The sequence below is a fragment of the Teichococcus wenyumeiae genome, from assembly GCF_003696345.1.
Taxonomy (GTDB): Bacteria; Pseudomonadota; Alphaproteobacteria; order Acetobacterales; family Acetobacteraceae; genus Pseudoroseomonas; species Pseudoroseomonas wenyumeiae.
The window spans coordinates 1-25,066 of the sequence record NZ_RFLX01000008.1; the positions used below are offsets into that span (position 1 = coordinate 1).

Sequence of the window (25,066 nt, forward strand, 5' to 3'; positions counted from 1 at the left end):
GAGGGCAAGATCAACATCGATGACCTGATCACCCACACCATGCCGCTCGAGCAGATCAACGAGGGCTTCGACCTCATGACCCGTGGCGAGAGCATCCGCGGCGTCGTGATCTACTGAGCCATGCCCCGACCTGGGGCCAGAGGCGCGGCGGGGAACCTTCCCCGCCGCGCCACGTTCCTGCTGCTGGATGACACGGCAGTAAGGAATCATGTCGATGAAGAACCGTATCGCCGCCGCCGGCCTCGCCCTGGCCCTGCTGGCTGCCCCTGCCCTGGCTCCCGCCGCGCATGCCGCCGACCGCCGCCCCACCGAGGCCGAGGCCAGCCGCATCACCGAGGTGCTGCGCGCCCAAGGCTACCGCGACTGGCGCGGCATCGAGCTGGATGACGGCATCTGGGAAGTGGACGATGCCGTGGCCTCCGATGGCAGCCGCCGCGACGTGCGCGTGACGCCGGATGACTACACGATCATCGCGCGCGGCACCGAGAACCGCCTGGCCAATATTGAGGAAGCCGCCCGCATCGGCGACGCACTGAAGCGCGAAGGCTTCGAGCGCTACGAGACCGCCAAGCTGGACGACGGCCTGTGGAAGATCGACAATGCCGTGCGCGCGGACGGCAGCCGCTACGACCTGACGCTGGTGCCGGAGACCCTGCGCATCCTGCACCGCGACCGGGAAGGCTGAGCCACGCATGTCCGCTGACGGAATGACCGACGAAGCGATCCGCGTCCTGCTGATGAACACGCAGCGGATCGCCGTGGTGGGGGCCTCGGCCAATCCATCGCGCCCATCCTTCGGCGTCACCGGCTTCCTGGTGGACCGGGGCTTCGACGTGACGCCGGTCAATCCGGGGCTGGCGGGGCAGCAGTTGCATGGCAGCACCGTCGCGGCTTCCCTGGCCGAGGCCGGCAAGCTCGACATGGTGGATATCTTCCGCCGCAGCGAGGAAGTCGGGCCGGTGGTGGACGAAGCCATCCGGCTCGGCGCCCGCACGGTCTGGATGCAGCTCGGCATCGTCGATGCCGCCGCCGCCGCGCGGGCACGGGAAGCCGGGCTGACGGTGGTGATGGACCGCTGCCCCTTGATCGAGTGGCGCCGGCTGGGAATGGCCATGAGCGCCTGAAGCTGGGCGCTTCATGACAAAAGATTGCTGGAAGTTAATCTACGCTTGAACTCAGCCCGGTGCTGCGCCAAGTCCCTTGGCATGTGGTGGGCTATGCCCGCCGCTTGCCGACCATCGTCTGGAAAGGCCCCGCGAGGGGAAGGGACATGACCGAAGAAGAACGCCGCATCATCTCCGCCTTTATTGAGCGTATGGCGGGTGTGGCCGCCCCGCAGCAGCCCGCCTCCCCCTGGGGCGGCAGCAGCGTGCCCTCCGTCCAGTCCCGTCCGCCGCTGCCGCCGGTGGACCCCGAGGCCGACCGCCTGATCGGCGACCTCTTCGCGCGTTATCCGGAGGCGCGCTACCGCCTGACCCAGACCGCCTTTGTGCAGGAACATGCGCTGGTGCAGGCGCAGAACCGCATCCAGGAGCTGGAATGGCAACTGGAGAACACCAAGCGCCAGGCCCAGGCCGCGCAGCAGAACACCAGCCGCGGCGGCCTCTTCGGCGGCATGTTCGGCGGTGGCGGCCAGCAGCAGCGCCCGGTGCCGATGACGCCGCCGCCGCAGCCGATCCAGCCGCCCATGGGCTCCCAGCCCGGCATGATGCAGGGCCGTGGCGGCTCCGGCTTCCTCGGCTCCGCCCTGACCACGGCGGCGGGCGTCGCCGGCGGCATGGTGCTGGGCAATGCGCTGATGGGCATGTTCTCCGGCGGCGCGGCGGAAGCCGCGACCACAGCGGCGACCGATGCAGCCGGCGCCGCCGGTGACTTCGCGCAGGAAGCGGTGCCGGCCGCCAGCCCCTGGACCGATCCGGGCCAGGATGCCGCCACCGATGCCGGCTACCAGGATGCCGCGCCCTTCGACGACAATGGCGGCTGGAACAACGACGCCGGTGCCGATGGCGGCTTCGACGACGCCGGCTACGACGAGGACATCTAAGAGGACACGGCAGGGGCCGCGCGGCGGCCCCTGCCCCCCGTCGCAGCCAGCAGGCCGCCGCCCGCCACCAGCAACGCGGCGGCCAGCACGCGCCAGCCCGCCTGCCCTTCCCCCGCCGCCAGCAGCAGCAGGGTGGAGGCGATCGGCACGGCATAGGCCAGGGTGCCGAGCAGGCGCGGGTCGCCGCGCTTCATGCCGATATCCCACAGCAAAAAGGCCGCGCCCAGCGGCCCCAGCCCCATCAGCAGCACCGCGCCGGCCTGGCGCAGGTCCGGCCAGACCGTGGGCTCGAAGAGCAGATGCGCCGCGCCCGCCAGCAGCGCCGCGCCCAGGCAGAAGCCCGCCACCGCCTCGGTCGGCACCGCCGCCATGCGCCGCGCGGTGACGGAATAGAGTGCCCAGACCAGCGCCCCCGCCGCCGCGCAGAGAAAGCCCGGCATGGCCCCGGCCGGGAAGCCCGCCCCGCCGCCCACCAGCAGCGCGCAGCCGGCGAAGCCCAGCATCACCCCCACCAGCCGCGCCGCCCCCAGTGCCATCCCCAACAGCGGGGCCGAGAGCAGCACGATCAGCAGCGGCCAGAGGTAGTTCAGCAGATTGGCCTCCACCGCCGGCGCCAGCGCCAGGGCGGCGAAATACAGCGCGTGGTAGCCGAACAGCCCGCCCACGCCATGAGCCCAGGCCAGGCCGCCTTGCCGCAGCAGGCCGAGGCGCCCGCGCGCCGCCACCACCAGCAGCGCCGCGAGGCCGCCCACCGCCATGCCCATCGCCGTCATCTGCAAGGGCGGGATGCCGGCGGCCAGCCGCGCCAGCACCCCGAGGAAAGCCCAGAGAGCCAGGGCGCCGCAGCCGGCGAAGTCGTGACGGCTCATGCCGGCAGGCCCAGCCCGGCCACGGCAACCCAGCGCGGGCTGGAGCATTGATGCGGCAGTGACGAAGGAACTTCCGCCATGGGTTTTCTGGTCCGCACCCTGATCACCGCCTTCGCCTTCTGGGTCGCCGAGCTGCTGATCGAGGGCATCAGCTTCACCGGCCCGTTCAATATGTTCATCGCCGCCATCATCTTCGGCCTGGTGAATGCGCTGGTCCGCCCGGTGGTCGCGCTGCTGTCGCTGCCGCTGACGGTGCTGACGCTGGGCCTCTTCACCCTGGTGGTGAATGCGCTGATGTTCGCCATCACGGCGGGGCTGATGCCGGGCATGCGCGTCTCCGGCTTCGGGGCGGCCTTCTTCGGGGCCATCATCGTCTGGCTTGTGTCCTGGGCCGTCAACCGCCTGGTCGTGGACCGCGCCGCGGTGCGCTGAAACAACACGGCCCGGGCGGAGCGATCCACCCGGGCCTGAATATCCTGCTGGGCGGCCGCCTCAGTACATGTGCTGGCCGCCGTTGATCGAGAGCGTGGAGCCGGTGATGAAATCGGCATCGTCGGCGGTCAGGAAGCAGACGCCGCGGGCGATATCCTCCGCATGGCCCAGCCGCCCGACCGGAATGCGGGCGATGATCTTCTGCAGCACATCCTCCGGCACCGCGCGCACCATCTCGGTATCCACATAGCCGGGGGCGATGGCGTTGACGGTGATGCCTGACCGTGCGCCTTCCTGCGCCAGGGCCTTGGTGAAGCCGTGGATGCCGGACTTGGCGGCGGCATAGTTCACCTGGCCATACTGCCCGGCCTGCCCGTTGATCGAGCCGATATTGACGATGCGGCCGAACTTCCGGCTGCTCATCCCGTCCCAGACCAGCTTGGCGAGGTTGAAGCAGGAGCCGAGATTGGTATCGATCACCGCGTCCCACATCTCGCGGTCCATGCGCTTCATGGTCCCGTCGCGCGTGATGCCCGCGTTGTTCACCAGGATCTCGATGGGCCCGTGCTCGGCTTCGACCTTGGCCACCGCTGCACGGCAGGCCTCGAAATCCGAGACATCGAACTTGATGGTCGGGATGCCTGTCCGTTCCGTGAAGGCCGCCGCCGCGGCATCATTGCCGGCATAAGAGGCGACGACCTTGCGGCCCGCCTTCAGCAGCTCCTCACTGATGGCGGCGCCGATACCACGCTGTCCGCCGGTGACCAGAGCCAGTCGAGCCATGGCGATATCCTCCTGTTGCAGCACTTGTTGTAGCCGCGCCGGCCGCTCAGCGCAGAGGGAGAGCGTACATCAACCCGCCGCGAGTCCAGAGGTTGTTCATGCCGCGATCCAAACGAATCGGCGACTCCGCACCCAGGTTGCGGGAGAAGCTTTCCCCGTAGTTGCCCACCTGCCGGATCACCTGGAAGGCCCAGTCCTCCGGCAGCCCCAGCGCCTTGCCGAATCCGGGCGTGACGCCCAGCAGCCGCTGGATGTTCGGGTCCTGGCTGCTCTTCATCTCCGCCACATTGGTGCGGGTGATGCCCAACTCCTCCGCCTCGACCATGGCGGAGAAGGTCCAGAAGACGATGTCGCGCCATTCCTCGTCGCCATGCCGCACCATGGGGCCGAGCGGTTCCTTGCTGATGCGCTCAGGCAGGATGAGATGCTCTTCCGGCGCACGGATGGCGGAAACGCGCAGCGCCGCCAGCTGCGAGGCATCGGTGGTCATGGCATCGCAGCGGCCGGACTGGTAGGCGGTGGTCATCTCGTCCATCGAGCCCAGCACCACCGGCTGCACGCGGATCTTCTCGCGCCGCGCCCAGTCTCCCAGGTTCAACTCGCTGGTGGAGCCGGGCAGCACGCAGACGGTGGCGCCGTCCAGCTGCTTCGCGGCGGCGATGCCGGAGGCCCTGGACACCATGAAGCCCTGGCCGTCGTAGAAGTTCACGCCCGCCATGTTGAAACCGAGCGAGGTATCGCGCAGCAGCGTCTGCGTCACATTGCGCGCCAGCACATCCACCTCGCCCGATTGCAGGGCGACGAAGCGCGTCTGGTAGGTGGTGGGCACGAAGCGCACCTTGCCGGCATCGCCCAGCGTGGCGGCGGCGATGGCGCGGCAGAAGTCGGCATCCAGCCCCTGGAACTCGCCCCTGCTATCCGGCGCCGAGAAACCGGCGACACCGGAATTGACGCCGCAGACCAATTGCCCGCGCGCCTTCACCGCTTCCAGCGTCGGCCCCGCCAGGGCGGGCAGCGCCGCCGCCAGCAGCGGCAGTGCCGCCAACAGGGTCCTGAACATGCGCATCCCTCCGGCTCCCGCCATCCATGCCACAGCGTATGGTCTGCATTGCATTCTGGCTATGGGTCCGGAAGAAAGATTGCGCTTGCGATAATGATCTTCCGCAAGCTAGGTCACGTTTACGTTACTATTTCATTCCGTGTTAACGCCCGTGCCGAGAGGCTTCCATGGCGACATCCTATCCCCCGCGCGGCATCCAGAAGCGCGCCGATCAGAACGCCCTGCTGTTGATGCTGGGCTATGTGGAGGCGGAATGCCGCGCGCTGGGGGCCGAGGAAGCCGCCCGCCACATCGCCCAGGCGCAGAGCCTGCTGGATGCGCTGGCGGAGCCGGAGCGGAATGCCCTGATGAAGGCCACCGTCTGCGGCCGGGCCTGAGACATTCCCGCCGATTTTCCTTGGCCGGCTTCATCCAATGGTTTAAGCCGCGCCCACCCCAACATCAGCCACCGGTGAACCCTGCCATGGACACCCCGATCGCCGCGGTTCTCTGGACCGAGCAGGCCCTTCGCGACCTTTCCTCCGTGATGCGCCTTCTGGGCCACGCGGAACGCTGCTGCCAGGACCTGGGCTCGGAGGAAGCGGCGGCGCTGGTGGCGCAGGCCATGGCGCTGCTGGCGCGCGACGGCGCCGCGCGCAAGATGGCGGCCTGAGGCCCCGGGCGCCGGCGCCTCAGCCGGCGCGGCGCAGCTGGAACAGCGCCTGCTCGCCAAACAGGTTGGCCAGGCGGATGGAACGCTCCCAGGGCGCCTTCAGCCCGCGCTCATCCACCGCCAGCCAGCGCTCGACCGTGTAGCCATCCATGGCGCAGAGGTCGAAGAAGTCCAGCAGCGTGCAGGGATGGATATTGGGCGTCTCGTGCCAGGGGCGGCCCCAGGTTTCCGTCATCGGCATGCGGCCGGTCAGCAGCAGCTTCATCCGCACTTCCCAATGGCCGAAATTCGGGAAGGAGACGATGGCGTGCCGGCCGATTCGCAGCATCTGCCGCAGCACCTCGCGCGGCTTCTCCACCGCATGGATGGTGCGGGAGAGCACGACGTAATCGAAGGCGCCGTCGGGATAGAAGGCGAGGTCGTTGTCGGCATCGCCATGGATCACCGCCAGCCCCTGCGCCACGGCGGCGGTGGCCTGGGCCATGTCAATCTCGATGCCGCGGGCATCGGCGCCCTTCTCGCGCGTCAGGTGCTCCAGCAGCGCGCCGTCGCCGCAGCCGATATCCAGCACGCGCGCGCCGGGCGGGATCATCTCCGCGATCAGCCGCAGGTCGAGCCGCATATTCTTGGCGACGTAGCGGATGGGGGTCGAAGGATCGGGCACGGGCAAGGGGATCCAGCGGAAAGCGGTGCCCTTTCTATACCGGCCATGCGCGCCGGGGGCGAGGCCCCGGCAAGAAACAGGGGGCGGAGCCTCCCCGGCCCCGCCCCCCGCATCTGCCGTTCCGGAGCCTGTGTGGCGGCCCCGGAGTCGTGTCAGGCCCGCAGGTCCGCTCAGCGCATCACGCTGTCCAGGAGCTGCAGGGCGCTGTTGCGGTCGCCGCGCTGGGCGGCGACGCGGGCCTCGCTGATGGGGCGCATGTCGGCGCGATCGACGCCGCTGTTCAGCATGTGAGTCTCGGCCTGCTCCAGCGAGGAAGCAGCGGCGGCATATCGGCCGCGCTGTAGCGAGGTGCGGGCGCTGTTCAGCAGCGGGCGCACCTGGCTGGCCACCGCGGCATTGGAGGCATTGGCCGCCGGGGTGCCGCGCATGCCGGGGCGGGCGCGGTTCTGGCTGGCCGCTTCCTGCATGGCGCTGCTGTCGGTGCTGCTGGTATCGCCCGGCACCTGGCCGCCATAGCTGATCACGGGCTGGCCATCGCGGTTGTCGATGATGCGCGGCGTGCCGCCATCCTGCACGCCGGCGCCGCGCGGGCCGGAATACTGGATCACCGGCTGGCCATCGCGGTTGTCGATGATGCGCGGCGTGCCGTTGCTGGTCGGCGCCATGCCGTCCGGGGACTGCCGCACGAAGTTCTCGATATTGGTGTCACCGGCGCCGGCGCTGCCGTTGCCGCCGCTGCCGCTGCCGCTGCCGGTTCCCTGCGCCAGGGCCGGCGCGGCGGCACCGATGGCGAGCACCGCTACCGCCGCGGTCAGGGCATTCCTGATGGACATGAATACTTCTCCGTCTGTTCTCGACCTGCGCGACGCATCCGGGGAAGATGCGGCGCACCATGTTCGTTCCGGTCCTTGAACGCCGAGGAGATGGCTCGGTTTTCAACAAACGATTGCGGTGTTGTCATAAGCGTTACAGGCCGGCGCGCTCCGCCGCGCCGCGCAGGAAGCCGCCCAGCGCGGCATGGAAGTCCGGCTCGTCCAGCAGAAAGGCGTCGTGCCCCTTGTCGGAGGCGATCTCGACAAAGGAGACATTGGCGGCGGCGGCGTTCAGGGCCCGCACCAAGATGCGGCTTTCCGCTGTAGGGAAGAGCCAGTCGCTGTCGAAGGAGGCCACAAAGAAGCGCGTACCGGTGCCCCGGAAGGCGGCGGCCAGGTTGCCGCCATGCTCCGCCGCCATGTCGAAGTAATCCATGGCGCGGGTGATGGTCAGGTAGCTGTTGGCATCGAAGCGGCGGACAAAGGTGCTGCCCTGGTGGCGCAGGTAGCTTTCCACCTCGAAGACGTCTTCCAGGAAGGTCAGGGCGGAGGCGCCGCGCAGCCGGCGGCCGAACTTCCGGCTCAGCGCCTGTTCGGAGAGATAGGTGATATGCGCCACCATCCGCGCTACCGAGAGGCCGCGCGCCGGGATGCGCCCGTCCTCCCAGTAGCGGCCACCCTTCCAGTCCGGGTCGGAATGGATGGCGGCACGGCCGACCTCGTGGAAGGCGATGTTCTGCGCGCTGTGGTGTGTGGCGGTGGCGATGGGGGCCGCGGCGAAGACCATCTCCGGGAAGGTGGCCGCCCATTCCAGCACCTGCATGCCGCCCATCGAGCCGCCGATCACGGCCAGCAGGCGGGGGATGCCGAGGTGGCTCACCAGCAGCTTCTGCGCCCGCACCATGTCGCGGATGGTGATGGAGGGGAAGTCGGTGCCCCAGGGCCGCGTCTGCCCCCCGGCATCCGTCATCATCTCCCTCGGGCCGGTGCTGCCCATGCAGCCGCCCAGCACATTGGCGCAGATCACGAAGAAGCGGTCGGTATCCACCGGCTTGCCGGGGCCCACCACCGCTTCCCACCAGCCGGGCTTGCCGGTGATGGGATGCGGCTCCGCCACATACTGGTCGCCGGTCAGGGCGTGGCAGATCAGCACGGCATTGCCCCGCGCCGCGTCCAGTTGGCCGTAGGTGCGGTAGGCTACCGTGACGGGCGCGATCACCGCGCCGCAATCCAGCGCCAGCCCTTCCGGGAAGGTGACGGCCTGGTGCTGCACCGGCGCGGCGGCGGATTCGACGGTCTGCGGAGCGGGGGACTGTGTCATGCCACCTGACTCAATAGGATCGCGCGCGCCCCAGGTCCATCATGGCGCGGCCCGGTGGAGGCAAGCACACCGTCCTCGCCGGGGACAAGCCGCGCTTGGCGTGGAGCCAGGAGGGGATTATTGCTGAGCCGCCACCATGCCCGACAAGACCCCGCCCGCTTCCCCCGAACCGGCCTCGCCACCTGCCCCGATGGATGCCCCCATGGACCTTCCCCTGGATGCCCTGGCGGCCGCCCCTGTGGCTGCCCCCCTCGACCTCGCCGCCATGCGCGCGGAGATCGACCGGATCGACGATGCGCTGCACGACCTGCTGATGCGGCGGGCGGGCATTTCCGCCACCATGGCCGCCAGCCGCGTGAAGGGCACCGCCGCCACCTTCCGCCCGGCGCGGGAAGCCACCATCCTGCGCCGCCTGCTGGGCCGCCATGCCGGCCCCCTGCCCCGCGAAGTGCTGGTGCGTCTTTGGCGTGACATCATCGCATCCTCCCTGGCGCAGCAGGGCGCCTTCGCCATGGCGGTGCAGGGCGCCGCCGACAGCAAACCCGCGCATCTGGCGCGCGGCCATTTCGGCCTGCTGACGCCGATGAAGCTGCTCCCCACCACCTCCCGCGTGCTGGCCGCCGTGGCCGGCGGCGAGGCCAGCGTGGCCATCCTGCCCGCGCCCCAGGATGGCGAGCCCGGCGAGGCCGCCTGGTGGATGCAGATGGAGGCCCCTCGCCTGCAGGTGGTGGCCGCCCTGCCCTTCCTGGCCGGGCGCGACGGCGCCGAGCCGCAGGCCTTCGCCATCGCCCCCACCGCGCCGGAGCCCAGCGGCCAGGACCGCACCCTGCTGCGGCTGGAGCCGGCGCCGGACCAGAGCCGCGCCCGCATCGCCGCCGCCTTCGCCGCCGCCGGCCTGCCGCCGCGCTGGCTGCAGCGGCGGGACCTGCCGGCCCCCATGGCCCTGGCCGAGGTGGAAGGCTTCCTGACGCCGGATGACCCGCGCCTCGCGTCCCTGCCCTTCCCGCGCATCCAGATCCTCGGCGCCTATGCCGAACCCGTGACAGAAGACCCCGCCCCATGACCGTGCAGCCGCGCCCCTCCATCCTGACCATCGAGCCTTATGTCGGGGGCGAGTCGAAGATCCCGGGCGTCAACCGGATCATCAAGCTCTCCTCCAACGAGGGCGCCTTCGGCCCGCCGCCCAAGGCGATCGAGGCCATCACCCAGGCAGCGCGGGAAGCGCACCGCTACCCGGATGGCGGCGCCACGGCGCTGCGCAACGCCATCGGCGCCAAGTACGGCCTGGACCCCGCCCGCATCGTCTGCGGCAACGGCTCGGACGAGCTGATCTCGCACCTCTGCCTCGCCTATGGCGGCGAGGGCACCGAGGTCGTGATGTCGGCCTATGGCTTCATGATGTACGACATCGCCGCCCGCTATGCCGGCTCGCGCGTGCTGAAGGTGGCCGAGCACGACATGAAGGCGGATATCGACGGCATGATCGCCGCCGCAGCCGGCCCGCGCGTGCGCATCGTCTTCATCACCAACCCGAACAATCCGACCGGCACGCTGCTGCCTTCCTCCGAGATCGCCCGCCTGCGCGCCGGGCTGCGGGACGACGTGCTGCTGGTGCTGGACAGCGCCTATGCCGAATACGTCACCGAGCCCGGCTATGACGCCGGCGAGAAGCTGGTGAATGCCGCGGGCAATACCATCATGCTCCGCACCTTCTCCAAGATTTTTGGTCTTGGCGGCATGCGCGTGGGCTGGGGCTATGCCTCGCCCGAGATCATCGAGACGCTGAACCGCGTGCGCGGCCCCTTCAATGTCGCCGCCGCCTCCCAGGCCGCCGCCGTGGCGGCGCTGGCCGAGGAAGGCTGGGAAGCCAAGTCCGTTGCCCATAACAACGAGTGGCGCGGCAAGGTGGTGGCGGCGCTGGAAGGTGCCGGCATCAAGGTCTGGCCGAGCCAGACCAACTTCATCCTGGTGGATTTCGGCGCGCCGGAGCGGGCCAAGGCCGCCGATGCGGCGCTGAAGCAGCGCGGGCTGATCGTGCGCGCCATGGGCGGCTATGCCCTGCCTCAGTGCCTCCGCATCACCATCGGCACCGCCGAGGAATGCCAGATGGTGATCGATGCGCTGACCGCCTTCGCGAATGGCTGAGCCTCTCTTCCAGCGGCTCTGCATCATCGGGCTGGGGCTGATCGGCTCCTCCCTCGCCCGGGTGGCGAAGGAGCGGGGCGGCCTCGCCGCCACGGTGGTGGCCTGCGACACCGGCCCCGGTGTGGCGGCGCGGGTGGCGGAACTGGGCATCGCCGATGTCGTGGAAACCGATGCCGCGCGGGCGGTGGAAGGCTGCGACGGCGTCATCCTCTGCGTGCCGGTGGGCGGCTTCGCGGGCGTCATGGCCACCATCGCGCCGCATCTGGCACCCGGCGCGGTGCTGACCGATACCGGCTCCACCAAGGGCTCCGTGCTGCGAGACCTGCAGCCGCTGCTGCCGGCGGGCGTGCATCTGGTGCCCGGCCACCCCATGGCGGGCACCGAGCATTCCGGCCCCGATGCCGGCTTCGCCACGCTCTTCGAAGGCCGCTACACCATCCTGACGCCGCCCCCCGGCACCGATCCGGCGGCGGTGGAGAAGGTAGCGGAGCTCTGGCGCCGCTGCGGCGCCATGCTGGAGACCATGGATGCGGCGACGCATGACAAGGTGGTCGCCATCGTCTCCCACCTGCCGCACCTGATCGCCTTCACCATCTGCTCCACCGCCGATGATCTGGCGCAGGAGACGCAGGAGCAGGTGCTGAAATTCGCCGCTTCCGGCTTCCGCGACTTCACGCGTATCGCCGCCAGCGACGTGAACATGTGGCGCGACATCTTCCTGAACAACAAGCCAGCGCTGCTGGAGATGCTGGCCCGCTTCAGCGAGGACGCCCAGGCGCTGGGCCGCGCCGTGCGCTGGGGCCAGGCCGATTTCATCGAGGACCGCATCCATCGCGGCCAGAAGGTGCGGAAAAGCCTGATCGCGCTCAAGCAGGCTTGAGGATTCCGGCGGGAACAGACCCGCCAAGTCGCCGTTGTGCTTCCCACACGGGCCGGAGACGCCCGGACACCACATAGGGAAGCACAGCATGGCCACCACTGTCGGCACCGAGTCCACCTATCCGAAGCTCCTCCGCAACCTGCTGCTGCTCGAGCACGACGCGATCGCCGCCTATGAGCAGACGATCAGCCGCTTGGACAACCCCGCCTATCGCGAGAAGATCGCCGCCTTCAAGGCCGACCACGACCGGCATGTGCAGCAGCTGAACCAGCTGGCCAGCACGGTGGGCGCCGAGGCGCCGCAGGAAGGCGACATGAAGCAGCTTCTGACCACCGGCAAGGTGGCCCTGGCCAGCATCATGGGCGATGCCGCCACGATCGGCGCCATGCGCACCAACGAGGAAGACACCGTCACCGCTTATGAGCGCGCTTCCAACCACGTGGAAGCCCCCGCCGAGGCGCGCCAGATCTTCCAGTCCGCCCTGCAGGACGAGCTGCGCCACCGCGCCTGGATGGAAGAAACCTCCCGCGCCGGCTGAAGACAGGCGGCCCGCCGAGATGGACTCCTTGTGAGGACACCCGAAGGGCCGCTGCCGCGTTACTGCTGCATGGCCCCCGCGGCCATGTTGAATACCCGGCAGGCATCCCCCCGTGCCGCGCCAGACGTCCGCCTTCCCCCAGGGCGCAAGATCGAAAGCAGGAGAGCGACACCATGGCTGGCATCAAGACCTTCGACGACCTGTTCCTTCACACGCTGAAGGACATCTATTACGCCGAGCGGCAGATCATGAAGGCGCTGCCGAAGATGGCCAAGGCGGCCGAGGACGAGGCGCTGCGCGATTCCTTCAAGCTGCACCGCGAGCAGACCCAGGGCCAGATCGAGCGCCTGCAGCAGGTCTTTGAGGCGCTGGGCAAGCGCGCCCAGGGCGTGACCTGCGAGGCCATCAACGGCCTGATCGAGGAAGCCGAGGAGCTGATCGAGGAAGCGCCCGAGCCGAGCCCGGTGCGTGACGCCGGCCTCATCGCCTCCGCCCAGGCTGTGGAGCATTACGAGATGGCGCGCTACGGCACGCTGATCGCCTGGGCGCAGCAGTCCGGCAAGAAGGATATCGTGGCCCTGCTCCAGGCAACCCTGGACGAGGAAAAGCAGACCGACGCGCTGCTGACCAAGATGGCGACCGAGCAGGGCAAGAACCGCCAGGCTGCCGAAAAGGTCGCCTGATCCCGGGGCAAGGTGTCGGACGGAAAGGGCCTCCCGCCACGGGAGGCCTTTTTTGTGTCAGGCGACCAAGCGGATATGGCGGCCTTCCATGGCCTCCACCCGCAGCACGCCGACAATCTGGCCCAGGTTGCCGGCCACCAGATGCAGCATCTCCAGCGGCATGGCGTCGAGGCCGATCTCGACGCGCAGATACTCGCCCTCGCGCTGCGCGCGCAGCCGGTCGGGCACCAGGTCACGCTTGGCCAGCGGCTCCAGCACGCGGGACAGCAGGCCGGGATAGGCCTCGGCCAGCACGGTGAAGCGGGCGACGGAAACGGCGGAAGACTGGTCAGACATGGGGAAAACGGGTCCGGATGATCGGCGCCATGCGCTGGCGCGGCTGCTTGGGGAGGCGTGCGGGGTCATCCCGGCCGCTGCCCCCCGCAGGGCGCTCAGGCGGCCGGGCCGCTAATAATCATCCGGAGGGACGTCGTGCGGCGCATGTCCGGAGCATAGGCACCGTTCCGCTCCGGAGACAAGGCAGCCGACGCGGGGCGGCCATGCATTTACCGCATCGCCTGATTCGTTTCGTGTGGCGGAGGCCGCTTGTGCCCCACCGGGCAGCGTTTATCTCTAGCCCATGCATACAATGGTCACCGTCCTGCTCGCTCTGGCGATGCTGGGCACCCTCGGGGTCCTCTTCGCCGGCATGCTCGGGCTGGCACGGGGGCATGATGGCGCGCGCTCCAACAAGCTGATGCGATGGCGCGTCTGGCTGCAGGGCATCGCCCTCGCCCTTTTTGTCATCCTGCTGTTGATGAACCGGGGCTGAACGGCTTCGCTTCAGGTCAGCAGGCCATCCATGCCGCGCCTGTGATTCTCCCCGCCATGCGGCCCATGGCCTTTTCCGTGCCCGGCGGCCACGGGGCGGACCGGAGCCGCGGGGTGCCTGCGCAGGTTGCGGAGTTTGCGGGCGCACCATGGTTTCTCTCGGTCGGAGGCGGCAGCGTGACATATTCCGTGCCGCGCCTGACGCCCGTTCCGTGCCGCGCCTGACGCCCGTGGCAGCGTGAAGGAAGCCGGGAGCGACTGTCCAAGCGGTCGGCTCCGACTTGCCATCTCCCATGACGCCGCCCTAGGTTTCCGGCGCGCGGCCGGGAGGCGGGTGCCCGGACAGGGTGCCCGGGGTCGCGGCGGCGGCTGAAGCGCATCGGTCGCTCCGACCTCGGCAGCATATAACGGTGCAAGAAGGACAGGCCCCACCGATGAAGCTTCTGGTCCCGGTCAAGCGGGTGGTCGACTACAACGTGAAGGTCCGCGTGAAGGCGGATGGCACGGGCGTCGAGACCGCCAACGTCAAGATGTCGATGAACCCCTTCGACGAGATCGCAGTGGAAGAAGCCGTCCGTCTGAAGGAAAAGGGCATCGCCACCGAGATCATCGCCGTCTCGATCGGCCCGGCGCAGGCGCAGGAGCAGATCCGCACCGCGCTGGCCATGGGTGCCGACCGCGGCATCCTGGTGGAAGCCGAGGGCACCGAGCCGCTGGCGGTGGCCAAGATCCTGAAGGCGATCGCTGAGCGCGAGCAGCCGCAGATCGTTATCCTGGGCAAGCAGGCCATCGACGACGACATGAACGCCACCGGCCAGATGCTGGCGGCGCTGCTGGGCTGGAGCCAGGGCACCTTTGCCTCCAAGGTCGAGATCGCCGATGGCGCCGCCACCGTGACGCGCGAGGTCGATGGCGGGTTGGAGACGGTGAAGCTGACCTTGCCGGCCATCGTCACCACCGACCTGCGGCTGAACGAGCCGCGCTATGCCAGCCTTCCCAACATCATGAAGGCGCGCAAGAAGCTGATCGAGACGATGAAGCCGGCCGATCTCGGCGTCGATGTCACGCCGCGCCTGACGGTGCTGAAGGTGGAGGAGCCGCCGAAGCGCCAGGCCGGCCGCAAGGTCGCCTCGGTGGCCGAGCTGGTGGACAAGCTCCGCAACGAAGCGAAGGTGATCTGAGCCATGGCCGTCCTGATTCTCGCCGACCGCAGCGAAGACCATGTGTCCGTCCCGACCCGCTCCACCGTGGCGGCCGCGACGCAGATCGACCAGGACGTGCATGTCCTGGTGCTGGGCAATGCCGCGGCCGCGCAGGCGGCGGCCAAGCTGCCCGGCGTCACCAAGGTGATCCAGGCCGATGGCCCGGCCTATGAACACGGACTGGCCGAACCGGCGGCCGCGCTGCTGCTGGCCCTCGCCCCCGGCTATACGCACCTGCTCTCCCCGGGCAGCGCCATGGGCAAGAACATCATGCCCCGCGTCGCCGCGCTGCTGGACGTGCAGATCATCACCGACATCGCCGGCGTGGTGGATGGCGAGACCTTCCGCCGCTTCATCTATGCCGGCAATGCGCTGGCCACCGTGAAGACCGCGGACGCCAAGAAGGTGATGACGGTGCGCGCCGCCTCCTTCGACCCCGTGCCGGCCGAGGGCGGCTCCGCCCCGGTGGAAGCGGCGGCGGGTGCCGATGTGCCCGCCGTCTCCTCCTTCGTCGGCGCCGAGATCGCCAAGAGCGAGCGGCCGGAACTGACCGCCGCCCGCGTCGTGATCTCCGGCGGCCGCGCCCTGGGCTCGGCCGAGAACTTCGCCATCCTGGACAAGGTGGCGGACAAGCTGGGCGCCGCCGTCGGTGCCTCCCGCGCCGCGGTGGATGCCGGCTACGCGCCGAACGACCACCAGGTCGGCCAGACCGGCAAGATCGTGGCGCCGGAGCTCTACATCGCCGTCGGCATCTCGGGCGCCATCCAGCATCTGGCCGGCATGAAGGACAGCAAGGTCATCGTCGCCATCAACAAGGACGAGGAAGCGCCGATCTTCCAGGTGGCCGACTACGGCCTGGTGGGCGACCTCTTCAAGCTGATCCCGGAACTCGAAGCGGAACTGGGCTGAGCAGATGGCGGAGATCAGCACGCTCGGCGTCATCGGCGCTGGGCAGATGGGCAACGGCATCGCCCATGTCGCGGCGCTGGCGGGGCTTGATGTCGTGCTGGTCGACGTGAAGGCCGAAGCGGTCGAGAAGGCGCGCGCCACCATCGCGAGGAATCTCGACCGTCAGGTCTCGAAGGGCAGCATCGAGGCCGCCGCCAAGGATGCCGCCCTGGCGCGCATCCAGGGCGGCACCGAGATGGCCGCCCTGTCCGACGCCGATATCGTGATCGAGGCGGCGACGGAGCGCGAGGACCTCAAGCTCTCCATCTTCAGGCAGGTTGTGCCGCTGCTGAAGCCGGATGCCATCCTGGCTTCCAATACCTCGTCCATCTCCATCACGCGGCTCGCCGCCGTGACGGACCGGCCGCACCGCTTCATCGGCATGCACTTCATGAACCCGGTGCCGGTGATGAAGCTGGTGGAGATCATCCGCGGCATCGCGACCGATGACGAGACCTTCGCCGCCGTGCAGCAGCTGGCGGAGCGGATGGGCAAGACCACGGCAGTGGCGCAGGACTTCCCCGCCTTCATCGTCAACCGCGTGCTGGTGCCGATGATCAACGAGGCGGTCTATGCGCTGCAGGAAGGCGTGGGGGATGTGCGCTCCATCGACGCCGCCATGAAGCTGGGCGCCGCGCATCCGATGGGGCCGCTGGAGCTGGGCGACTTCATCGGGCTGGATACCTGCCTCGCCATCATGCGCGTGCTGCATGAGGGCATGGGAGACAGCAAGTACCGCCCCTCCCCGCTGCTGGTGAAGCATGTGGAGGCCGGCTGGCTGGGCCGGAAATCCGGGCGCGGCTTCTACGACTACAGCCAGAACCCGCCGCGCCCGACGCGCTGACTTTGCACCGGCATCCGGTTGGGGGTGCCGGATGCCGGTGCCAGCCGCCCGCCGGTTACCGCACCGGCGTGCGGACCTCGGGGTTGTGCCAGACCGGCTTGCCCAGGTTCACGTCGCTGGGCGCGGTGGTGGCACCGGTGATGGCGCCGGCGCCACCGCCGATCACCGCGCCCGCGGCGACGCCCACCGGGCCGGCCAGGGCGCCAACGCCCGCGCCGGTCGCGGCACCGGCGGCGGCGCCGCCCTGCACGCGGTCGCGTTCATTCGTGCCGCAGGCGGCCAGGGTCAGGGCCAGAGCCGCCGCGCCAATGAGCTGAAGCTTCATCTTCGGTTCTCCCATGTCAGGCCAGCGTGGCAGCTGCCGTTCGTCGGAAGCTTGGCCAGGGCCGCCTTCATCTGGCTGCGTAACGTGCTGCCCCGCCAGCGGTTGCCTGTTCTTGCGACCTTTCCGGCTCACCAGGGCTTGGCGGCAACCTGTCGGCCGCGCCATATGCCCGCCATGAAGCGCTTCTGGGACACCGCCACCGCCGCCCCACATGAAAAGGGTGGCTTCACCGTCTTGTTGGATGGCCGGCCGATGCGCCTGCCCGGCGGTGGGCCGCTCCATCTGCCCAACCTCTCGCTGGCCGAGGCCCTGGCGCGGGAATGGCAGGAAGCCGGCGGCGCCAGGGATGGCGAGATGACCATGGAGATGGTGCCGCTGACCCGCCTGGCCGCCACCGCCATCGACCGCGTGACGCCGGACCCCGCCCCCAGCGTCGAGGCCATCGCCCAGTATGGCGAGACCGACCTGCTCTGCTATCGCGGCGACGACCCGCGCCTGGCCGCCATCCAGGCCGCCGAATGGCAGCCGCTGCTGGACTGGTCGGCGCAGGCGATGGACGCGCCGCTGCTGGTCACCACCGGCATCCTCCATGTGAAGCAGCCGCCGGAGTCGCTGGCTGCCCTGAAGCGTGCCGTCGCCGCCCTGCCGCCGTTGGAGCTGACGGCCCTGGGGCTGGCGGTGCCGCTGCTGGGCAGCCTGGTGCTGGGGCTGGCCATGGCCCATGGCCGCCTGGACGCGGCCGAGGCCACCCGCCTCGCCCTTGTCGAGGAAAGCTGGCAGCAGGATTTCTGGGGCGAGGATGCCGAGGCGGTGGCGCGCCGCCGGGCCATTGCCAGGGACGTGCTGCTTGCGGAAAGCTTGATGCGGCTGGCGCGCGCCTGAGGGCGCCAGCCGGGGCGAAGCCCGAGGAGGAGCCATGGACGCCAAGCTGGTGCGCATCCGCGGAAGGGTGCACGGGGTCGGCTACCGCGACTGGATGGTGCAGGAGGCAACGCGGCTCGGCGTGGAAGGCTGGGTGCGCAACCGCAGCGACGGCAGCGTCGAGGCCCTGGTCTCCGGCGACCCCGCCGCCGTCGGCGCCCTGCTGACCGCCTGCCGCGCCGGCCCGTTGCTGGCGCGGGTGGAAGCCATTCTCGAGGACTTCGCCGAGCCGCCGGAACAACCCGGCTTCCGCCGGATGCCGACGCTTTGAACCCAGCCTACCGGGTGCGTGCGCCCATTGTTCTGTTCTCCTTCAACCGGCCGCGATACCTGGAGAAGGTCTGCGCCGGGCTGGCGGCGCAGCGGGGCGTGGAGATCGACCCGCGGCGCGTCTGGCTGCTGCAGGATGGTGCCGTCTCCCCCATCACCGGCCATCGCTTCGCGCGGGACGAGGATATCGAAGCCAGCATCGCCGTCTTCCGCCGCCATTTCCCGCAGGGGCGCGTGATGGCCAGCCCGGACAACCTGGGCGTGGCCCGCAACATCCTGCGTGGGGAGCGGCTGGTCTTCGAGGGGCTGGAACAGGATCTCGGTTATTTCTTCGAGGACGATCTCGAACCCGGCCCCTGGTATGTCTGGGCGCTGGAACGGCTGCGGGAACTGACGGAACCCTTTCCCCGCGTGGCCTATTTCAGTGCCTATGGCGACCACCGCCGCAACTATCCCGGCCCGCTGGTGAAATACATTCCGCTGGAGCACCACTGGGGTTTCGCTCTCCGCCGCCATGCCTGGATGCGGATGATGGAGTGGCTGAAGCCCTTCTATGCCCTGCTGGAAGGCCGCGATTACCGCGACCGCGACCATGCCCGCATCTACCGCCTCTACGAGCCCCTGGTGGTGGGCAGCGAGGCATCCTCCCAGGACGCCGCCAAGAGCCTGGCCTGCATGGAGCTGAACCTGACGCGGGTGATGACCAACGTCTCCTTCGGCCGCTACATCGGGGAGGAAGGGCATTCCTTCTCCCCCGACAGCTTCCGCGCCATGGGCTTCGACCGCCACACCATCGCGGCGGGCGAGCATTTCGAATTCGCGCCCATGACGCTCTCCAGCCTGCTCTGGGTGGATGGCTTCCACCGCCGGCATTACGAGCGGCTGAAGCGGGAACGCTTCCAGCCCGTGCTGGACGCGCACCCGCTGCGGGACTAGCGCCTCAGCGCATCGGCGGCGCGTATTGCAGCCCGCCCTTGGTCCAGAGGTTGTTGATGCCGCGCGGCAGGCCCATCGGCGTGATGTGGCGCTCCCACAGCTCGCTGTAGTTGCCCACGGCCTGCACCACCTGCACCGCCCAGTCCGGCCGCAGCCCCAGCATCTTGCCCAGATCGCCGGTCTTGCCGGTGAAGCGCTGGATATCGGGGTTGGCGCTGTCGGCGAAGCTGCCGGCATTGGCCTTGGTGATGCCCATCTCCTCCGCCGTCAGCAGCGCGTAATGCACCCAGCGGACGATGTCGAACCACTTGTCGTCGCCCTTGCGCACCGAGGGGCCGAGCGGCTCCTTCGAGAAGATCTCCGGCAGCAGCACGAAGTCCTGCGACTTATCCCCCTGCCCCGCCCGGAAGGCCGCGAGGGTCGAGGTATCGGAGGAATAGACATCGCAGCGCCCGGCGATGAAGGCGGCGCGGATCTCCTCCACATTCTCGAAGGTCACCGGGTTCAGCTTCATGCCATTGGCGCGGAAGTAGTCGGAGACGTTCAGCTCGGTGGTGGAACCCTGCTGCAGGCAGACGCTGGCGCCGTCGAGCTGCTTGCCGGAGGAAACACCCAGCGACTTGCGCACCATGAAGCCGTTGCCGTCGTAGAAGTTCACGCCGGCGAAAAGGAAGCCCAGCGCCGCTTCCCGCGACAGGGTCCAGGTGGTGGTGCGGATGGAAACATCCACCTCGCCCGATTGCAGCGCGGCGAAGCGCTGCGCCGCCGTGGTCGGCACGAACTGCACCTTGGAGGCATCGCCGAACAGCGCCGCCGCGATGGCGCGGCAGTAATCGGCATCCATCCCCTGGAAGACACCCTGGCTGTCGGGCGTGGCGAAGCCGATGGTATTGGGCGTGACACCGCAGGCCAGGCTGCCGCGGGCGCGGATGGTGGCCACCGTGTCGGCGGCGGGCTGCGCCTGGGCCAGCGCCGGCAGCGCCGCCAGGGCCAGGGCGGCGAGGGTCTTGAAAGGTCCGCGCATGCGGTGTGTTTCTCCCGGAACGGAAAGCGGCGGCCCCTGTTCGGGCCGCCGCCGGCCAGCATAGGACGATGCGGGGGTTCAGCGCATCGGCGGCGCGTATTGCAGCCCGCCCTTGGTCCAGAGATTGTTGATGCCGCGCTGAATGCCCAGCGGCGTGATGTTGCGCTCCCACACCTCGCCGTAGTTGCCCACCTGCTTCACCACCTGCACCGCCCAGTCCGGCTGCAGCCCCATCATCTTGCCCAGGTCGCCGGACTTGCCGACGAAACGCTGCACGTCCGGGTTGTTGCTGTCGGTGAAGCTGTCCACGTTCTTGCTGGCGATGCCCATCTCCTCCGCCGTCAACTGCGCGAAATGCACCCAGCGGACAATGTCGAAGAACTTGAAGTCGCCCTTGCGCACCACGGCGCCGAGCGGCTCCTTCGAGATGATCTCAGGCAGCAGCAGGTAGTTTCCGGCATTCGGCCCCTGCGTCGCGCGGAAGGAGGCGAGCGAGGAAGCGTCCGTCGTATAGGCATCGCAGCGGCCGGCCATGAAGGCCTTCTGCACTTCCTCCACCGTCTCGATCACCACCGGGGTGAACTGGATGTTCTGGGTGCGGAAATAGTCCGCCATGTTCAGCTCGGTGGTGGTGCCGGGCTGCACGCAGATGCTGGCGCCGCCCAGATCCTTGGCGGATTTCACGCCGGAGGCCGTCTTCACCAGGAAGCCCTGGCCGTCGTACATGTTGATGCTGGCGAATTCGAGGCCCAGCGAGGCCTCGCGCGAGAGTGTCCAGGTGGTGTTGCGCACCAGCATGTCGATCTCGCCCGACTGCAGCGCGGTGAAGCGGTTCTGCGGCGTGGTGGCGACGAAGCGCACCTTCCGGGCATCGCCAAACACCGCCGCCGCGACGGCGCGGCAGGTATCGGCGTCGATGCCGCGCATCTCGCCCCGGCTGTCGGGCGCCGCGAAGCCGGGCACCTGCCCCGCGACACCGCAGACCAGCTCGCCACGGCTGCGGATGGCACCGACCGTGTCGGTGGAGTTCTGAGCCCGCGCCGGGGCGGCGGCGCCCAGGGCGGCAGCAAGGGTGATGCCGCCCAGCAGCGCGAGGCCGGAGGCGGAGAGGCGGGGTGCAGACAGGACAGGACGAGTCACTCGGCTCTCCATGCGTTGCATATCAGACCAGCGTTTTTTGCGGCCTGGATTAGTCTCGATGGCGTGATGTCCACATGCAAGCGCTGATCCGACTCCAATGCAGGCAACTGAGCGCTTCGGGCCTATTTCTTAGGCTCTTTCTGCGCCGCACCGCACAAACAGAAGGCTTTCGTTAAACCTCGCAGGGCCGCGCCCTCATGGCCGCATGAACTGGCGGCAGCACCAGCCGGCGCTTTACGGTAGGGTGGGCTTTCGCCGACGCCTTGTTCCGGTGCCGGTCACACCCTCCCCGCCTCCGCGCTTCCGCCGCTCATGCCGCGCCTTGCTGCCTTCCGGATTCCTGTCATGCCGCCTTCATCCGCCTCGTCCACCTCGCCCCTGCCCGGCGGCCTGCCGAGCTGGCTGCCGCTGCTGCTGGGCTTCCTCACCGCCGTCGGGCCGCTCTCGACCGACATGTACCTGCCCTCCTTCACCGCCATCGAGGCGGAGTTCCGGGCCCCGCCGGGCTCGGCCGAGATCACCCTGGCCGCCTGGTTCCTCGGGCTGGCGGTGGGGCAGATGGCGCAGGGCACGCTGGCCGACCGCTACGGCCGGCGCCGGCCGCTGCTGGCGGGGCTGGCGGTCTTCACCCTGGGCTCGATCGGCTGCGCGCTGGCGCCGGATATCGGCACGCTGGCGGTCTGCCGCTTCATCGCGGCCTTCGGCGGCTCGGCCAGCACCGTGCTGCCGCGCGCCGTGGTGCGCGACATCGCCGAAGGCTTCACCGCCGCCAAGCTGATGTCGCGCCTGACCCTGGTGATGGGCGCCGCCCCCATCCTGGCGCCCAGCCTGGGCGGGCTGATGCTGCAGGTGGGCAGCTGGCGCGACATCTTCTGGTTCGGCGTCGGCTATGCCCTGCTCTCGGCCGCGCTGGTCTGGCGGCTGCTGCCGGAAACCCTGCCGGAGGAACGCCGCCTGCGCCTGGGCTTCTCGGCGCAGCTGATGCGCTACGCGCAGATCCTGCGCGAGCGCTCCTTCCAGGCCCATGCGGCGCTGGGCTGCTCCACCATGTTCCTGCTCTTCGCCTATATCGGTGGCTCGCCGGCGGTTTTCGTCGGCGTCTTCGGGCTGACGCCGGGGCAGTTCGCCATCCTCTTCGGCGTCAATGCCATGGCCTTCATCCTCTCCTCCCAGCTCAACCCGCCGCTGCTGCTGCGCTTCGGCGCCATCAAGGTGGTGCGCGGCGTGTCCCTGCTGATGCTGGTGGCGACGCTGGTGCTGGTGGCGGTGGTGCTGAGCGGCACGCCCTCGATGCTGGCGGTGCTGCTGCCGATCACGGTGGCCAATGCCTGCACCGCCATCATCCTGCCCAATGCCACGGTGGGCGCGCTGGCGCGGCATTCGGCCCATGCGGGCTCGGCCTCGGCCCTGCAGGGCACGCTGCAATTCGGCGTTGCCGGCACCAGCGGGCTGCTGCTGGGCTGGCTTTCCGACGGCACGGCCATGCCCCTGGCCGCCCTCATGCTGGGCGCCGCCCTGGCCACCGTGATCGCCGAGCGCTTCCGCCCCCACGCCTGACCGTCCGGTCGTTCGGTTGTTGACGGACCGGTCGGTCAGTACCTAGGATCGGTCGGCCGGACGAACACGGCGCGCAGGCCAGGGCCGGAAGGCCCGGCGGGGGAGAGAAAGAATGCAGGAAGGGTCCTGGCCCGGCACCGCCGGGCCGCGGGTGAAGCGCCGCGCGCTGCTGCTGGGCACGGCCATGGGCCTGGCGGCGCAGCCGAGGGCCTGGGCGCAGTCCTACCCCGACAAGCCGGTCACCATCGTCGTCGCCTTCTCGGCGGGCGGCGAGCCCGATATCCTGGCCCGCGCCATGGCGCCCACGATGCAGCGCCTGCTGGGCCAGCCGGTGGTGATCGAGAACCGCCCTGGTGCCACCACCATCATCGGCACCGAATATGTCTCCCGCAGCAGGCCGGACGGCTACACGCTGCTGCTGACCTCTTCCACCACCCATGCGGTGGTGCCGCATCTCTTCAAGAAGCTTCCCTTCACCACCGAGCAGTTCCAGCCCATCACGCTGCTGATGCGGGGGCAGCTCGCGCTCTACTGCAACCCGAAGCTGCCATTCCGTTCGGTGGCCGATGTGGTGGAGGAAGCCAAGCGGCGGAAGCAGGAGCCGCTGACCTATACCATCACCAACCGCGGCGCCGTGGCCCATCTCTCCGGCGAGCGGATGCAGCAGGCGCTCGGGATCAGGCTGCAGGACGTGCCCTATCGTGGCAGCACCCAGGCGCAGCAGGGGCTGATGCGCGGCGACGTGGATATCGGCTTCGACGGCCTGCCCGCCTATGTGGAACTGGTGAAGGCCGGCAATATCCGCGCCCTGGCCGTGACCGGCCCGAAGCGGATCAGTGCCCTGCCGGATGTGCCGACCTTCGACGAGGCGGGCTTCCCCGGCATCGCGCAGCCTTATTGGTTCGGACTGTTCGCGCCGGCCGGCATTCCGGATGCCGTGACGGCGCGCATCCTGGAAGCCTCGCGCATCGCCCTCCAGGAAGCCGCGCTGGGCGACCAGATGCAGGCCGTCGGCGCGCAGCTGGAAACCAATGGCCCGGAGGCCTTCGCGGCGATGATCGGGCAGGAACGCGAAAGCTGGGGCCAGTTGATCCGCAGCATCGGCCTGACGCTGGATTGAGCAGGGAGCACCGGACGATGACACGATCTCTGGAAGGCCGCCGCGCCATTGTAACAGGCGCGGGCAATGGCATCGGCCGTGCCTCGGCGCTGCTCTTCGCGCGGGAGGGGGCGAAGGTCCTGTGCCTGGACCGCACCGCCGAGGCCGCGGAGGACGTGGCGCAACTGATCGTGGCGGAGGGCGGCACCGCCCTGGCCATGGCCGCCGATGCGGGGGATGAGGCGGCGGTACAGGGCTTCACACAGCGCTGCGTGGCCGAATGGGGCGGGGTCGACATCGTCTTTGCCAATGCCGGCATTTCCGGCGGCCGCCCGCCCATTGTCGAGCAGACGGTGGAATACTGGAACGAGATCCTGCGGGTGAACCTTGTCGGGCCTTTCCTGGCCATCCGGGAAGCGGCGCCGCACATGATCCGCCAGGGCGGCGGCTCCATCGTGCTGACCGCCTCGGTGGCGGGTCTGCGCGCCGGAGCGGGGCACAGCGCCTATGCCGCTTCCAAGGCCGGCGTCATCAGCCTGGCGCAGACGGCGGCCAATGACTTCGCCGGCACCGGCATCCGCGTGAATGCCATCTGCCCGGGCCGAACCCAGACCGCCATGACCAAGTTCATCTTCGACAAGGCGCGGGCGAATGGCACCGAGGACAAGCTCGGTCACCTGACGCCGCTGCGCCGCGTCGGCATGCCGGAGGAAATCGCCGAGATGGCGCTGTTCCTGGCCTCCGACCGTTCCTCCTTCGTCAATGGCCAGGCTTACGCGGTGGATGGCGGGCTGACCTCCACCCACCCCTTCGCCATGGCATAGCGAAGCGGCGTCAGGTCTTCTTCAACTCGCTTGGCTTATGGGCAGCCTTGGCGCCGGTCTTGTCGCTCTTCACCAGGTATTCCGGGTTTTCCGGCGATGCCTTGGCGACATGGCCCTTGATATGGGTCGTGCCGGTCAGCTTCTTCTCGACCTTGCCCTGGGTCTCGCCCTGCGAGGTATTCCAGGCGACATGGTCGCCCGCCTTCAGCTTCGAGGCCATTGCGCCGCTCCTTTGCCTGCCGGCGGATAACGCGGCGGGCGCGGCATGGTGGCAATGACACGG

General features: G+C 69.2%; 32 protein-coding genes and 1 pseudogene. 22 read left to right on the forward strand and 11 right to left on the reverse strand.

Annotation, left to right across the window (positions count from 1 at the left end):
• From EBE87_RS12250 to EBE87_RS12265, 4 genes and pseudogenes are all read left to right on the forward strand, one after another.
• Window positions 1–117 (forward strand): annotated as a pseudogene (locus EBE87_RS12250) (S-(hydroxymethyl)glutathione dehydrogenase); the annotation flags it as partial.
• Between the two features lie 97 nt (window positions 118–214).
• On the forward strand, window positions 215–685 hold the full coding sequence (locus tag EBE87_RS12255; protein ID WP_120640348.1) for a PepSY domain-containing protein: 471 nt from the start codon (window positions 215–217) through the stop codon (window positions 683–685).
• 7 nt (window positions 686–692) lie between these two features.
• Window positions 693–1,124 carry a CoA-binding protein gene (locus EBE87_RS12260; protein WP_120640349.1) on the forward strand — a complete coding sequence of 144 codons (432 nt, stop codon included), beginning with the start codon at window positions 693–695 and terminating at the stop codon, window positions 1,122–1,124.
• Between the two features lie 146 nt (window positions 1,125–1,270).
• Entirely contained in the window at window positions 1,271–2,044 is a 774-nt protein-coding gene (locus tag EBE87_RS12265) for a DUF2076 domain-containing protein (RefSeq protein WP_120640350.1), read from the forward strand.
• On the opposite strand, the gene yddG is transcribed toward EBE87_RS12265, so the two are convergent.
• Window positions 2,041–2,913, reverse strand: a complete 873-nt coding sequence (yddG, locus tag EBE87_RS12270; RefSeq protein ID WP_158601019.1) for an aromatic amino acid exporter YddG — start codon at window positions 2,911–2,913, stop codon at window positions 2,041–2,043. The genes EBE87_RS12265 and yddG overlap by 4 nt on opposite strands.
• Before the next feature lie 78 nt (window positions 2,914–2,991).
• On the opposite strand from yddG, the gene EBE87_RS12275 reads away from it, so the two are divergent.
• Window positions 2,992–3,345 (forward strand): phage holin family protein, encoded by a 354-nt coding sequence (locus tag EBE87_RS12275; RefSeq protein ID WP_120640352.1) that lies wholly within the window; start codon window positions 2,992–2,994, stop codon window positions 3,343–3,345.
• 60 nt (window positions 3,346–3,405) lie between these two features.
• Here the strand turns inward: EBE87_RS12275 and phbB are convergent, their stop codons facing one another.
• On the reverse strand, window positions 3,406–4,128 hold the full coding sequence (phbB, locus tag EBE87_RS12280) for an acetoacetyl-CoA reductase (protein WP_120640359.1): 723 nt from the start codon (window positions 4,126–4,128) through the stop codon (window positions 3,406–3,408).
• 46 nt (window positions 4,129–4,174) lie between these two features.
• On the reverse strand, window positions 4,175–5,188 hold the full coding sequence (locus tag EBE87_RS12285; RefSeq protein ID WP_199707799.1) for an amino acid ABC transporter substrate-binding protein: 1,014 nt from the start codon (window positions 5,186–5,188) through the stop codon (window positions 4,175–4,177).
• 167 nt (window positions 5,189–5,355) lie between these two features.
• Between EBE87_RS12285 and EBE87_RS12290 the strand changes: the two genes are divergently transcribed.
• Both EBE87_RS12290 and EBE87_RS12295 read left to right on the forward strand, forming a co-directional pair.
• Window positions 5,356–5,565, forward strand: coding sequence for a hypothetical protein (locus EBE87_RS12290; protein WP_120640354.1), 210 nt, complete (start codon window positions 5,356–5,358; stop codon window positions 5,563–5,565).
• 86 nt (window positions 5,566–5,651) lie between these two features.
• A complete protein-coding gene (locus EBE87_RS12295) occupies window positions 5,652–5,840 on the forward strand; it encodes a soj family protein (protein ID WP_120640355.1) in 189 nt (62 codons plus the stop codon).
• A 19-nt stretch (window positions 5,841–5,859) separates the two neighbouring features.
• Here EBE87_RS12295 and metW read toward each other — a convergent pair whose 3' ends face one another.
• The 3 genes from metW to metX all read right to left on the reverse strand — a co-directional run bounded on the left by metW (window position 5,860) and on the right by metX (window position 8,637).
• A complete protein-coding gene (metW, locus tag EBE87_RS12300; protein ID WP_120640360.1) occupies window positions 5,860–6,462 on the reverse strand; it encodes a methionine biosynthesis protein MetW in 603 nt (200 codons plus the stop codon).
• A 212-nt stretch (window positions 6,463–6,674) separates the two neighbouring features.
• Window positions 6,675–7,337, reverse strand: coding sequence for a hypothetical protein (locus tag EBE87_RS12305; protein WP_120640356.1), 663 nt, complete (start codon window positions 7,335–7,337; stop codon window positions 6,675–6,677).
• 133 nt (window positions 7,338–7,470) lie between these two features.
• Window positions 7,471–8,637 carry a homoserine O-acetyltransferase MetX gene (gene metX / locus EBE87_RS12310; protein ID WP_120640357.1) on the reverse strand — a complete coding sequence of 389 codons (1,167 nt, stop codon included), beginning with the start codon at window positions 8,635–8,637 and terminating at the stop codon, window positions 7,471–7,473.
• Window positions 8,638–8,839: 202 nt separating this feature from the next.
• Between metX and EBE87_RS12315 the strand changes: the two genes are divergently transcribed.
• The 5 genes from EBE87_RS12315 (at window position 8,840) to EBE87_RS12335 (ending at window position 12,883) form a co-directional block, all read left to right on the forward strand.
• Window positions 8,840–9,700: a chorismate mutase gene (locus tag EBE87_RS12315; RefSeq protein ID WP_158611647.1), complete on the forward strand. Its 861-nt coding sequence runs from the start codon at window positions 8,840–8,842 to the stop codon at window positions 9,698–9,700.
• Window positions 9,697–10,782, forward strand: coding sequence for a histidinol-phosphate transaminase (hisC, locus tag EBE87_RS12320; RefSeq protein ID WP_120640678.1), 1,086 nt, complete (start codon window positions 9,697–9,699; stop codon window positions 10,780–10,782). Before EBE87_RS12315 ends, hisC begins: the two co-directional genes overlap by 4 nt.
• Window positions 10,775–11,662, forward strand: a complete 888-nt coding sequence (locus EBE87_RS12325; RefSeq protein WP_120640679.1) for a prephenate/arogenate dehydrogenase family protein — start codon at window positions 10,775–10,777, stop codon at window positions 11,660–11,662. Before hisC ends, EBE87_RS12325 begins: the two co-directional genes overlap by 8 nt.
• 88 nt (window positions 11,663–11,750) lie before the next feature.
• Window positions 11,751–12,200: a DUF892 family protein gene (locus EBE87_RS12330; RefSeq protein ID WP_120640680.1), complete on the forward strand. Its 450-nt coding sequence runs from the start codon at window positions 11,751–11,753 to the stop codon at window positions 12,198–12,200.
• 173 nt (window positions 12,201–12,373) lie between these two features.
• Entirely contained in the window at window positions 12,374–12,883 is a 510-nt protein-coding gene (locus EBE87_RS12335; RefSeq protein WP_120640681.1) for a YciE/YciF ferroxidase family protein, read from the forward strand.
• Between the two features lie 57 nt (window positions 12,884–12,940).
• Here the strand turns inward: EBE87_RS12335 and EBE87_RS12340 are convergent, their stop codons facing one another.
• A complete protein-coding gene (locus EBE87_RS12340; RefSeq protein ID WP_120640682.1) occupies window positions 12,941–13,219 on the reverse strand; it encodes a hypothetical protein in 279 nt (92 codons plus the stop codon).
• A gap of 292 nt (window positions 13,220–13,511) precedes the next feature.
• Between EBE87_RS12340 and EBE87_RS12345 the strand changes: the two genes are divergently transcribed.
• The 4 genes from EBE87_RS12345 to EBE87_RS12360 all read left to right on the forward strand — a co-directional run bounded on the left by EBE87_RS12345 (window position 13,512) and on the right by EBE87_RS12360 (window position 16,687).
• Complete coding sequence (locus tag EBE87_RS12345; RefSeq protein WP_367604701.1) at window positions 13,512–13,694, forward strand: twin transmembrane helix small protein; 183 nt, start codon at window positions 13,512–13,514, stop codon at window positions 13,692–13,694.
• Window positions 13,695–14,127: 433 nt separating this feature from the next.
• Window positions 14,128–14,874 carry an electron transfer flavoprotein subunit beta/FixA family protein gene (locus EBE87_RS12350; RefSeq protein ID WP_120640684.1) on the forward strand — a complete coding sequence of 249 codons (747 nt, stop codon included), beginning with the start codon at window positions 14,128–14,130 and terminating at the stop codon, window positions 14,872–14,874.
• A gap of 3 nt (window positions 14,875–14,877) precedes the next feature.
• The gene (locus EBE87_RS12355; protein WP_120640685.1) at window positions 14,878–15,804 is read left to right on the forward strand and encodes an electron transfer flavoprotein subunit alpha/FixB family protein; all 927 of its coding nucleotides are present in this window, start codon (window positions 14,878–14,880) and stop codon (window positions 15,802–15,804) included.
• A gap of 4 nt (window positions 15,805–15,808) precedes the next feature.
• The gene (locus EBE87_RS12360) at window positions 15,809–16,687 is read left to right on the forward strand and encodes a 3-hydroxybutyryl-CoA dehydrogenase (protein WP_120640686.1); all 879 of its coding nucleotides are present in this window, start codon (window positions 15,809–15,811) and stop codon (window positions 16,685–16,687) included.
• A 55-nt stretch (window positions 16,688–16,742) separates the two neighbouring features.
• Here EBE87_RS12360 and EBE87_RS28980 read toward each other — a convergent pair whose 3' ends face one another.
• On the reverse strand, window positions 16,743–17,012 hold the full coding sequence (locus EBE87_RS28980) for a hypothetical protein (RefSeq protein WP_158611648.1): 270 nt from the start codon (window positions 17,010–17,012) through the stop codon (window positions 16,743–16,745).
• 174 nt (window positions 17,013–17,186) lie between these two features.
• On the opposite strand from EBE87_RS28980, the gene EBE87_RS12365 reads away from it, so the two are divergent.
• Genes EBE87_RS12365 through EBE87_RS12375 form a run of 3 tightly spaced genes read left to right on the forward strand, consistent with a single transcriptional unit; the run spans window position 17,187 to window position 19,139 of the window.
• Window positions 17,187–17,894 (forward strand): ATP12 family chaperone protein, encoded by a 708-nt coding sequence (locus EBE87_RS12365; protein WP_120639614.1) that lies wholly within the window; start codon window positions 17,187–17,189, stop codon window positions 17,892–17,894.
• A 34-nt stretch (window positions 17,895–17,928) separates the two neighbouring features.
• Window positions 17,929–18,204, forward strand: coding sequence for an acylphosphatase (locus EBE87_RS12370; protein WP_120639601.1), 276 nt, complete (start codon window positions 17,929–17,931; stop codon window positions 18,202–18,204).
• Entirely contained in the window at window positions 18,201–19,139 is a 939-nt protein-coding gene (locus EBE87_RS12375; RefSeq protein ID WP_120639602.1) for a hypothetical protein, read from the forward strand. The genes EBE87_RS12370 and EBE87_RS12375 overlap by 4 nt, the downstream gene beginning before the upstream one ends.
• Before the next feature lie 4 nt (window positions 19,140–19,143).
• Here the strand turns inward: EBE87_RS12375 and EBE87_RS12380 are convergent, their stop codons facing one another.
• Together EBE87_RS12380 and EBE87_RS12385 are read right to left on the reverse strand one after the other, a co-directional pair.
• The gene (locus tag EBE87_RS12380) at window positions 19,144–20,163 is read right to left on the reverse strand and encodes an amino acid ABC transporter substrate-binding protein (RefSeq protein ID WP_120639603.1); all 1,020 of its coding nucleotides are present in this window, start codon (window positions 20,161–20,163) and stop codon (window positions 19,144–19,146) included.
• Between the two features lie 78 nt (window positions 20,164–20,241).
• A complete protein-coding gene (locus EBE87_RS12385) occupies window positions 20,242–21,324 on the reverse strand; it encodes an amino acid ABC transporter substrate-binding protein (RefSeq protein ID WP_120639604.1) in 1,083 nt (360 codons plus the stop codon).
• Window positions 21,325–21,648: 324 nt separating this feature from the next.
• Here EBE87_RS12385 and EBE87_RS12390 point away from each other — a divergent pair, with 324 nt between their 5' ends.
• From EBE87_RS12390 to EBE87_RS12400, 3 genes are all read left to right on the forward strand, one after another.
• Window positions 21,649–22,860, forward strand: a complete 1,212-nt coding sequence (locus tag EBE87_RS12390; protein ID WP_120639605.1) for a multidrug effflux MFS transporter — start codon at window positions 21,649–21,651, stop codon at window positions 22,858–22,860.
• Between the two features lie 112 nt (window positions 22,861–22,972).
• The gene (locus EBE87_RS12395; RefSeq protein ID WP_120639606.1) at window positions 22,973–23,980 is read left to right on the forward strand and encodes a Bug family tripartite tricarboxylate transporter substrate binding protein; all 1,008 of its coding nucleotides are present in this window, start codon (window positions 22,973–22,975) and stop codon (window positions 23,978–23,980) included.
• A gap of 17 nt (window positions 23,981–23,997) precedes the next feature.
• Entirely contained in the window at window positions 23,998–24,783 is a 786-nt protein-coding gene (locus EBE87_RS12400; RefSeq protein WP_120639607.1) for an SDR family NAD(P)-dependent oxidoreductase, read from the forward strand.
• A 10-nt stretch (window positions 24,784–24,793) separates the two neighbouring features.
• Here EBE87_RS12400 and EBE87_RS12405 read toward each other — a convergent pair whose 3' ends face one another.
• Window positions 24,794–25,003, reverse strand: coding sequence for a hypervirulence associated TUDOR domain-containing protein (locus EBE87_RS12405; protein WP_120639608.1), 210 nt, complete (start codon window positions 25,001–25,003; stop codon window positions 24,794–24,796).
• Window positions 25,004–25,066 lie beyond the last annotated feature (63 nt).

What these genes read in the sequence shown, in the direction of transcription:
- EBE87_RS12255 (WP_120640348.1), top strand. Translation starts at nt 215, where the DNA reads ATGAAGAACCGTATCGCCGCCGCCGGCCTCGCCCTGGCCCTGCTGGCT.
- EBE87_RS12260 (WP_120640349.1), top strand. Translation starts at nt 693, where the DNA reads ATGTCCGCTGACGGAATGACCGACGAAGCGATCCGCGTCCTGCTGATG.
- EBE87_RS12265 (WP_120640350.1), top strand. Translation starts at nt 1,271, where the DNA reads ATGACCGAAGAAGAACGCCGCATCATCTCCGCCTTTATTGAGCGTATG.
- yddG (WP_158601019.1), bottom strand. Translation starts at nt 2,913, where the DNA reads ATGAGCCGTCACGACTTCGCCGGCTGCGGCGCCCTGGCTCTCTGGGCT.
- EBE87_RS12275 (WP_120640352.1), top strand. Translation starts at nt 2,992, where the DNA reads ATGGGTTTTCTGGTCCGCACCCTGATCACCGCCTTCGCCTTCTGGGTC.
- phbB (WP_120640359.1), bottom strand. Translation starts at nt 4,128, where the DNA reads ATGGCTCGACTGGCTCTGGTCACCGGCGGACAGCGTGGTATCGGCGCC.
- EBE87_RS12285 (WP_199707799.1), bottom strand. Translation starts at nt 5,188, where the DNA reads ATGTTCAGGACCCTGTTGGCGGCACTGCCGCTGCTGGCGGCGGCGCTG.
- EBE87_RS12290 (WP_120640354.1), top strand. Translation starts at nt 5,356, where the DNA reads ATGGCGACATCCTATCCCCCGCGCGGCATCCAGAAGCGCGCCGATCAG.
- EBE87_RS12295 (WP_120640355.1), top strand. Translation starts at nt 5,652, where the DNA reads ATGGACACCCCGATCGCCGCGGTTCTCTGGACCGAGCAGGCCCTTCGC.
- metW (WP_120640360.1), bottom strand. Translation starts at nt 6,462, where the DNA reads ATGCGGCTCGACCTGCGGCTGATCGCGGAGATGATCCCGCCCGGCGCG.
- EBE87_RS12305 (WP_120640356.1), bottom strand. Translation starts at nt 7,337, where the DNA reads ATGTCCATCAGGAATGCCCTGACCGCGGCGGTAGCGGTGCTCGCCATC.
- metX (WP_120640357.1), bottom strand. Translation starts at nt 8,637, where the DNA reads ATGACACAGTCCCCCGCTCCGCAGACCGTCGAATCCGCCGCCGCGCCG.
- EBE87_RS12315 (WP_158611647.1), top strand. Translation starts at nt 8,840, where the DNA reads ATGGACCTTCCCCTGGATGCCCTGGCGGCCGCCCCTGTGGCTGCCCCC.
- hisC (WP_120640678.1), top strand. Translation starts at nt 9,697, where the DNA reads ATGACCGTGCAGCCGCGCCCCTCCATCCTGACCATCGAGCCTTATGTC.
- EBE87_RS12325 (WP_120640679.1), top strand. Translation starts at nt 10,775, where the DNA reads ATGGCTGAGCCTCTCTTCCAGCGGCTCTGCATCATCGGGCTGGGGCTG.
- EBE87_RS12330 (WP_120640680.1), top strand. Translation starts at nt 11,751, where the DNA reads ATGGCCACCACTGTCGGCACCGAGTCCACCTATCCGAAGCTCCTCCGC.
- EBE87_RS12335 (WP_120640681.1), top strand. Translation starts at nt 12,374, where the DNA reads ATGGCTGGCATCAAGACCTTCGACGACCTGTTCCTTCACACGCTGAAG.
- EBE87_RS12340 (WP_120640682.1), bottom strand. Translation starts at nt 13,219, where the DNA reads ATGTCTGACCAGTCTTCCGCCGTTTCCGTCGCCCGCTTCACCGTGCTG.
- EBE87_RS12345 (WP_367604701.1), top strand. Translation starts at nt 13,512, where the DNA reads ATGGTCACCGTCCTGCTCGCTCTGGCGATGCTGGGCACCCTCGGGGTC.
- EBE87_RS12350 (WP_120640684.1), top strand. Translation starts at nt 14,128, where the DNA reads ATGAAGCTTCTGGTCCCGGTCAAGCGGGTGGTCGACTACAACGTGAAG.
- EBE87_RS12355 (WP_120640685.1), top strand. Translation starts at nt 14,878, where the DNA reads ATGGCCGTCCTGATTCTCGCCGACCGCAGCGAAGACCATGTGTCCGTC.
- EBE87_RS12360 (WP_120640686.1), top strand. Translation starts at nt 15,809, where the DNA reads ATGGCGGAGATCAGCACGCTCGGCGTCATCGGCGCTGGGCAGATGGGC.
- EBE87_RS28980 (WP_158611648.1), bottom strand. Translation starts at nt 17,012, where the DNA reads ATGAAGCTTCAGCTCATTGGCGCGGCGGCTCTGGCCCTGACCCTGGCC.
- EBE87_RS12365 (WP_120639614.1), top strand. Translation starts at nt 17,187, where the DNA reads ATGAAGCGCTTCTGGGACACCGCCACCGCCGCCCCACATGAAAAGGGT.
- EBE87_RS12370 (WP_120639601.1), top strand. Translation starts at nt 17,929, where the DNA reads ATGGACGCCAAGCTGGTGCGCATCCGCGGAAGGGTGCACGGGGTCGGC.
- EBE87_RS12380 (WP_120639603.1), bottom strand. Translation starts at nt 20,163, where the DNA reads ATGCGCGGACCTTTCAAGACCCTCGCCGCCCTGGCCCTGGCGGCGCTG.
- EBE87_RS12385 (WP_120639604.1), bottom strand. Translation starts at nt 21,324, where the DNA reads ATGCAACGCATGGAGAGCCGAGTGACTCGTCCTGTCCTGTCTGCACCC.
- EBE87_RS12390 (WP_120639605.1), top strand. Translation starts at nt 21,649, where the DNA reads ATGCCGCCTTCATCCGCCTCGTCCACCTCGCCCCTGCCCGGCGGCCTG.
- EBE87_RS12395 (WP_120639606.1), top strand. Translation starts at nt 22,973, where the DNA reads ATGCAGGAAGGGTCCTGGCCCGGCACCGCCGGGCCGCGGGTGAAGCGC.
- EBE87_RS12400 (WP_120639607.1), top strand. Translation starts at nt 23,998, where the DNA reads ATGACACGATCTCTGGAAGGCCGCCGCGCCATTGTAACAGGCGCGGGC.
- EBE87_RS12405 (WP_120639608.1), bottom strand. Translation starts at nt 25,003, where the DNA reads ATGGCCTCGAAGCTGAAGGCGGGCGACCATGTCGCCTGGAATACCTCG.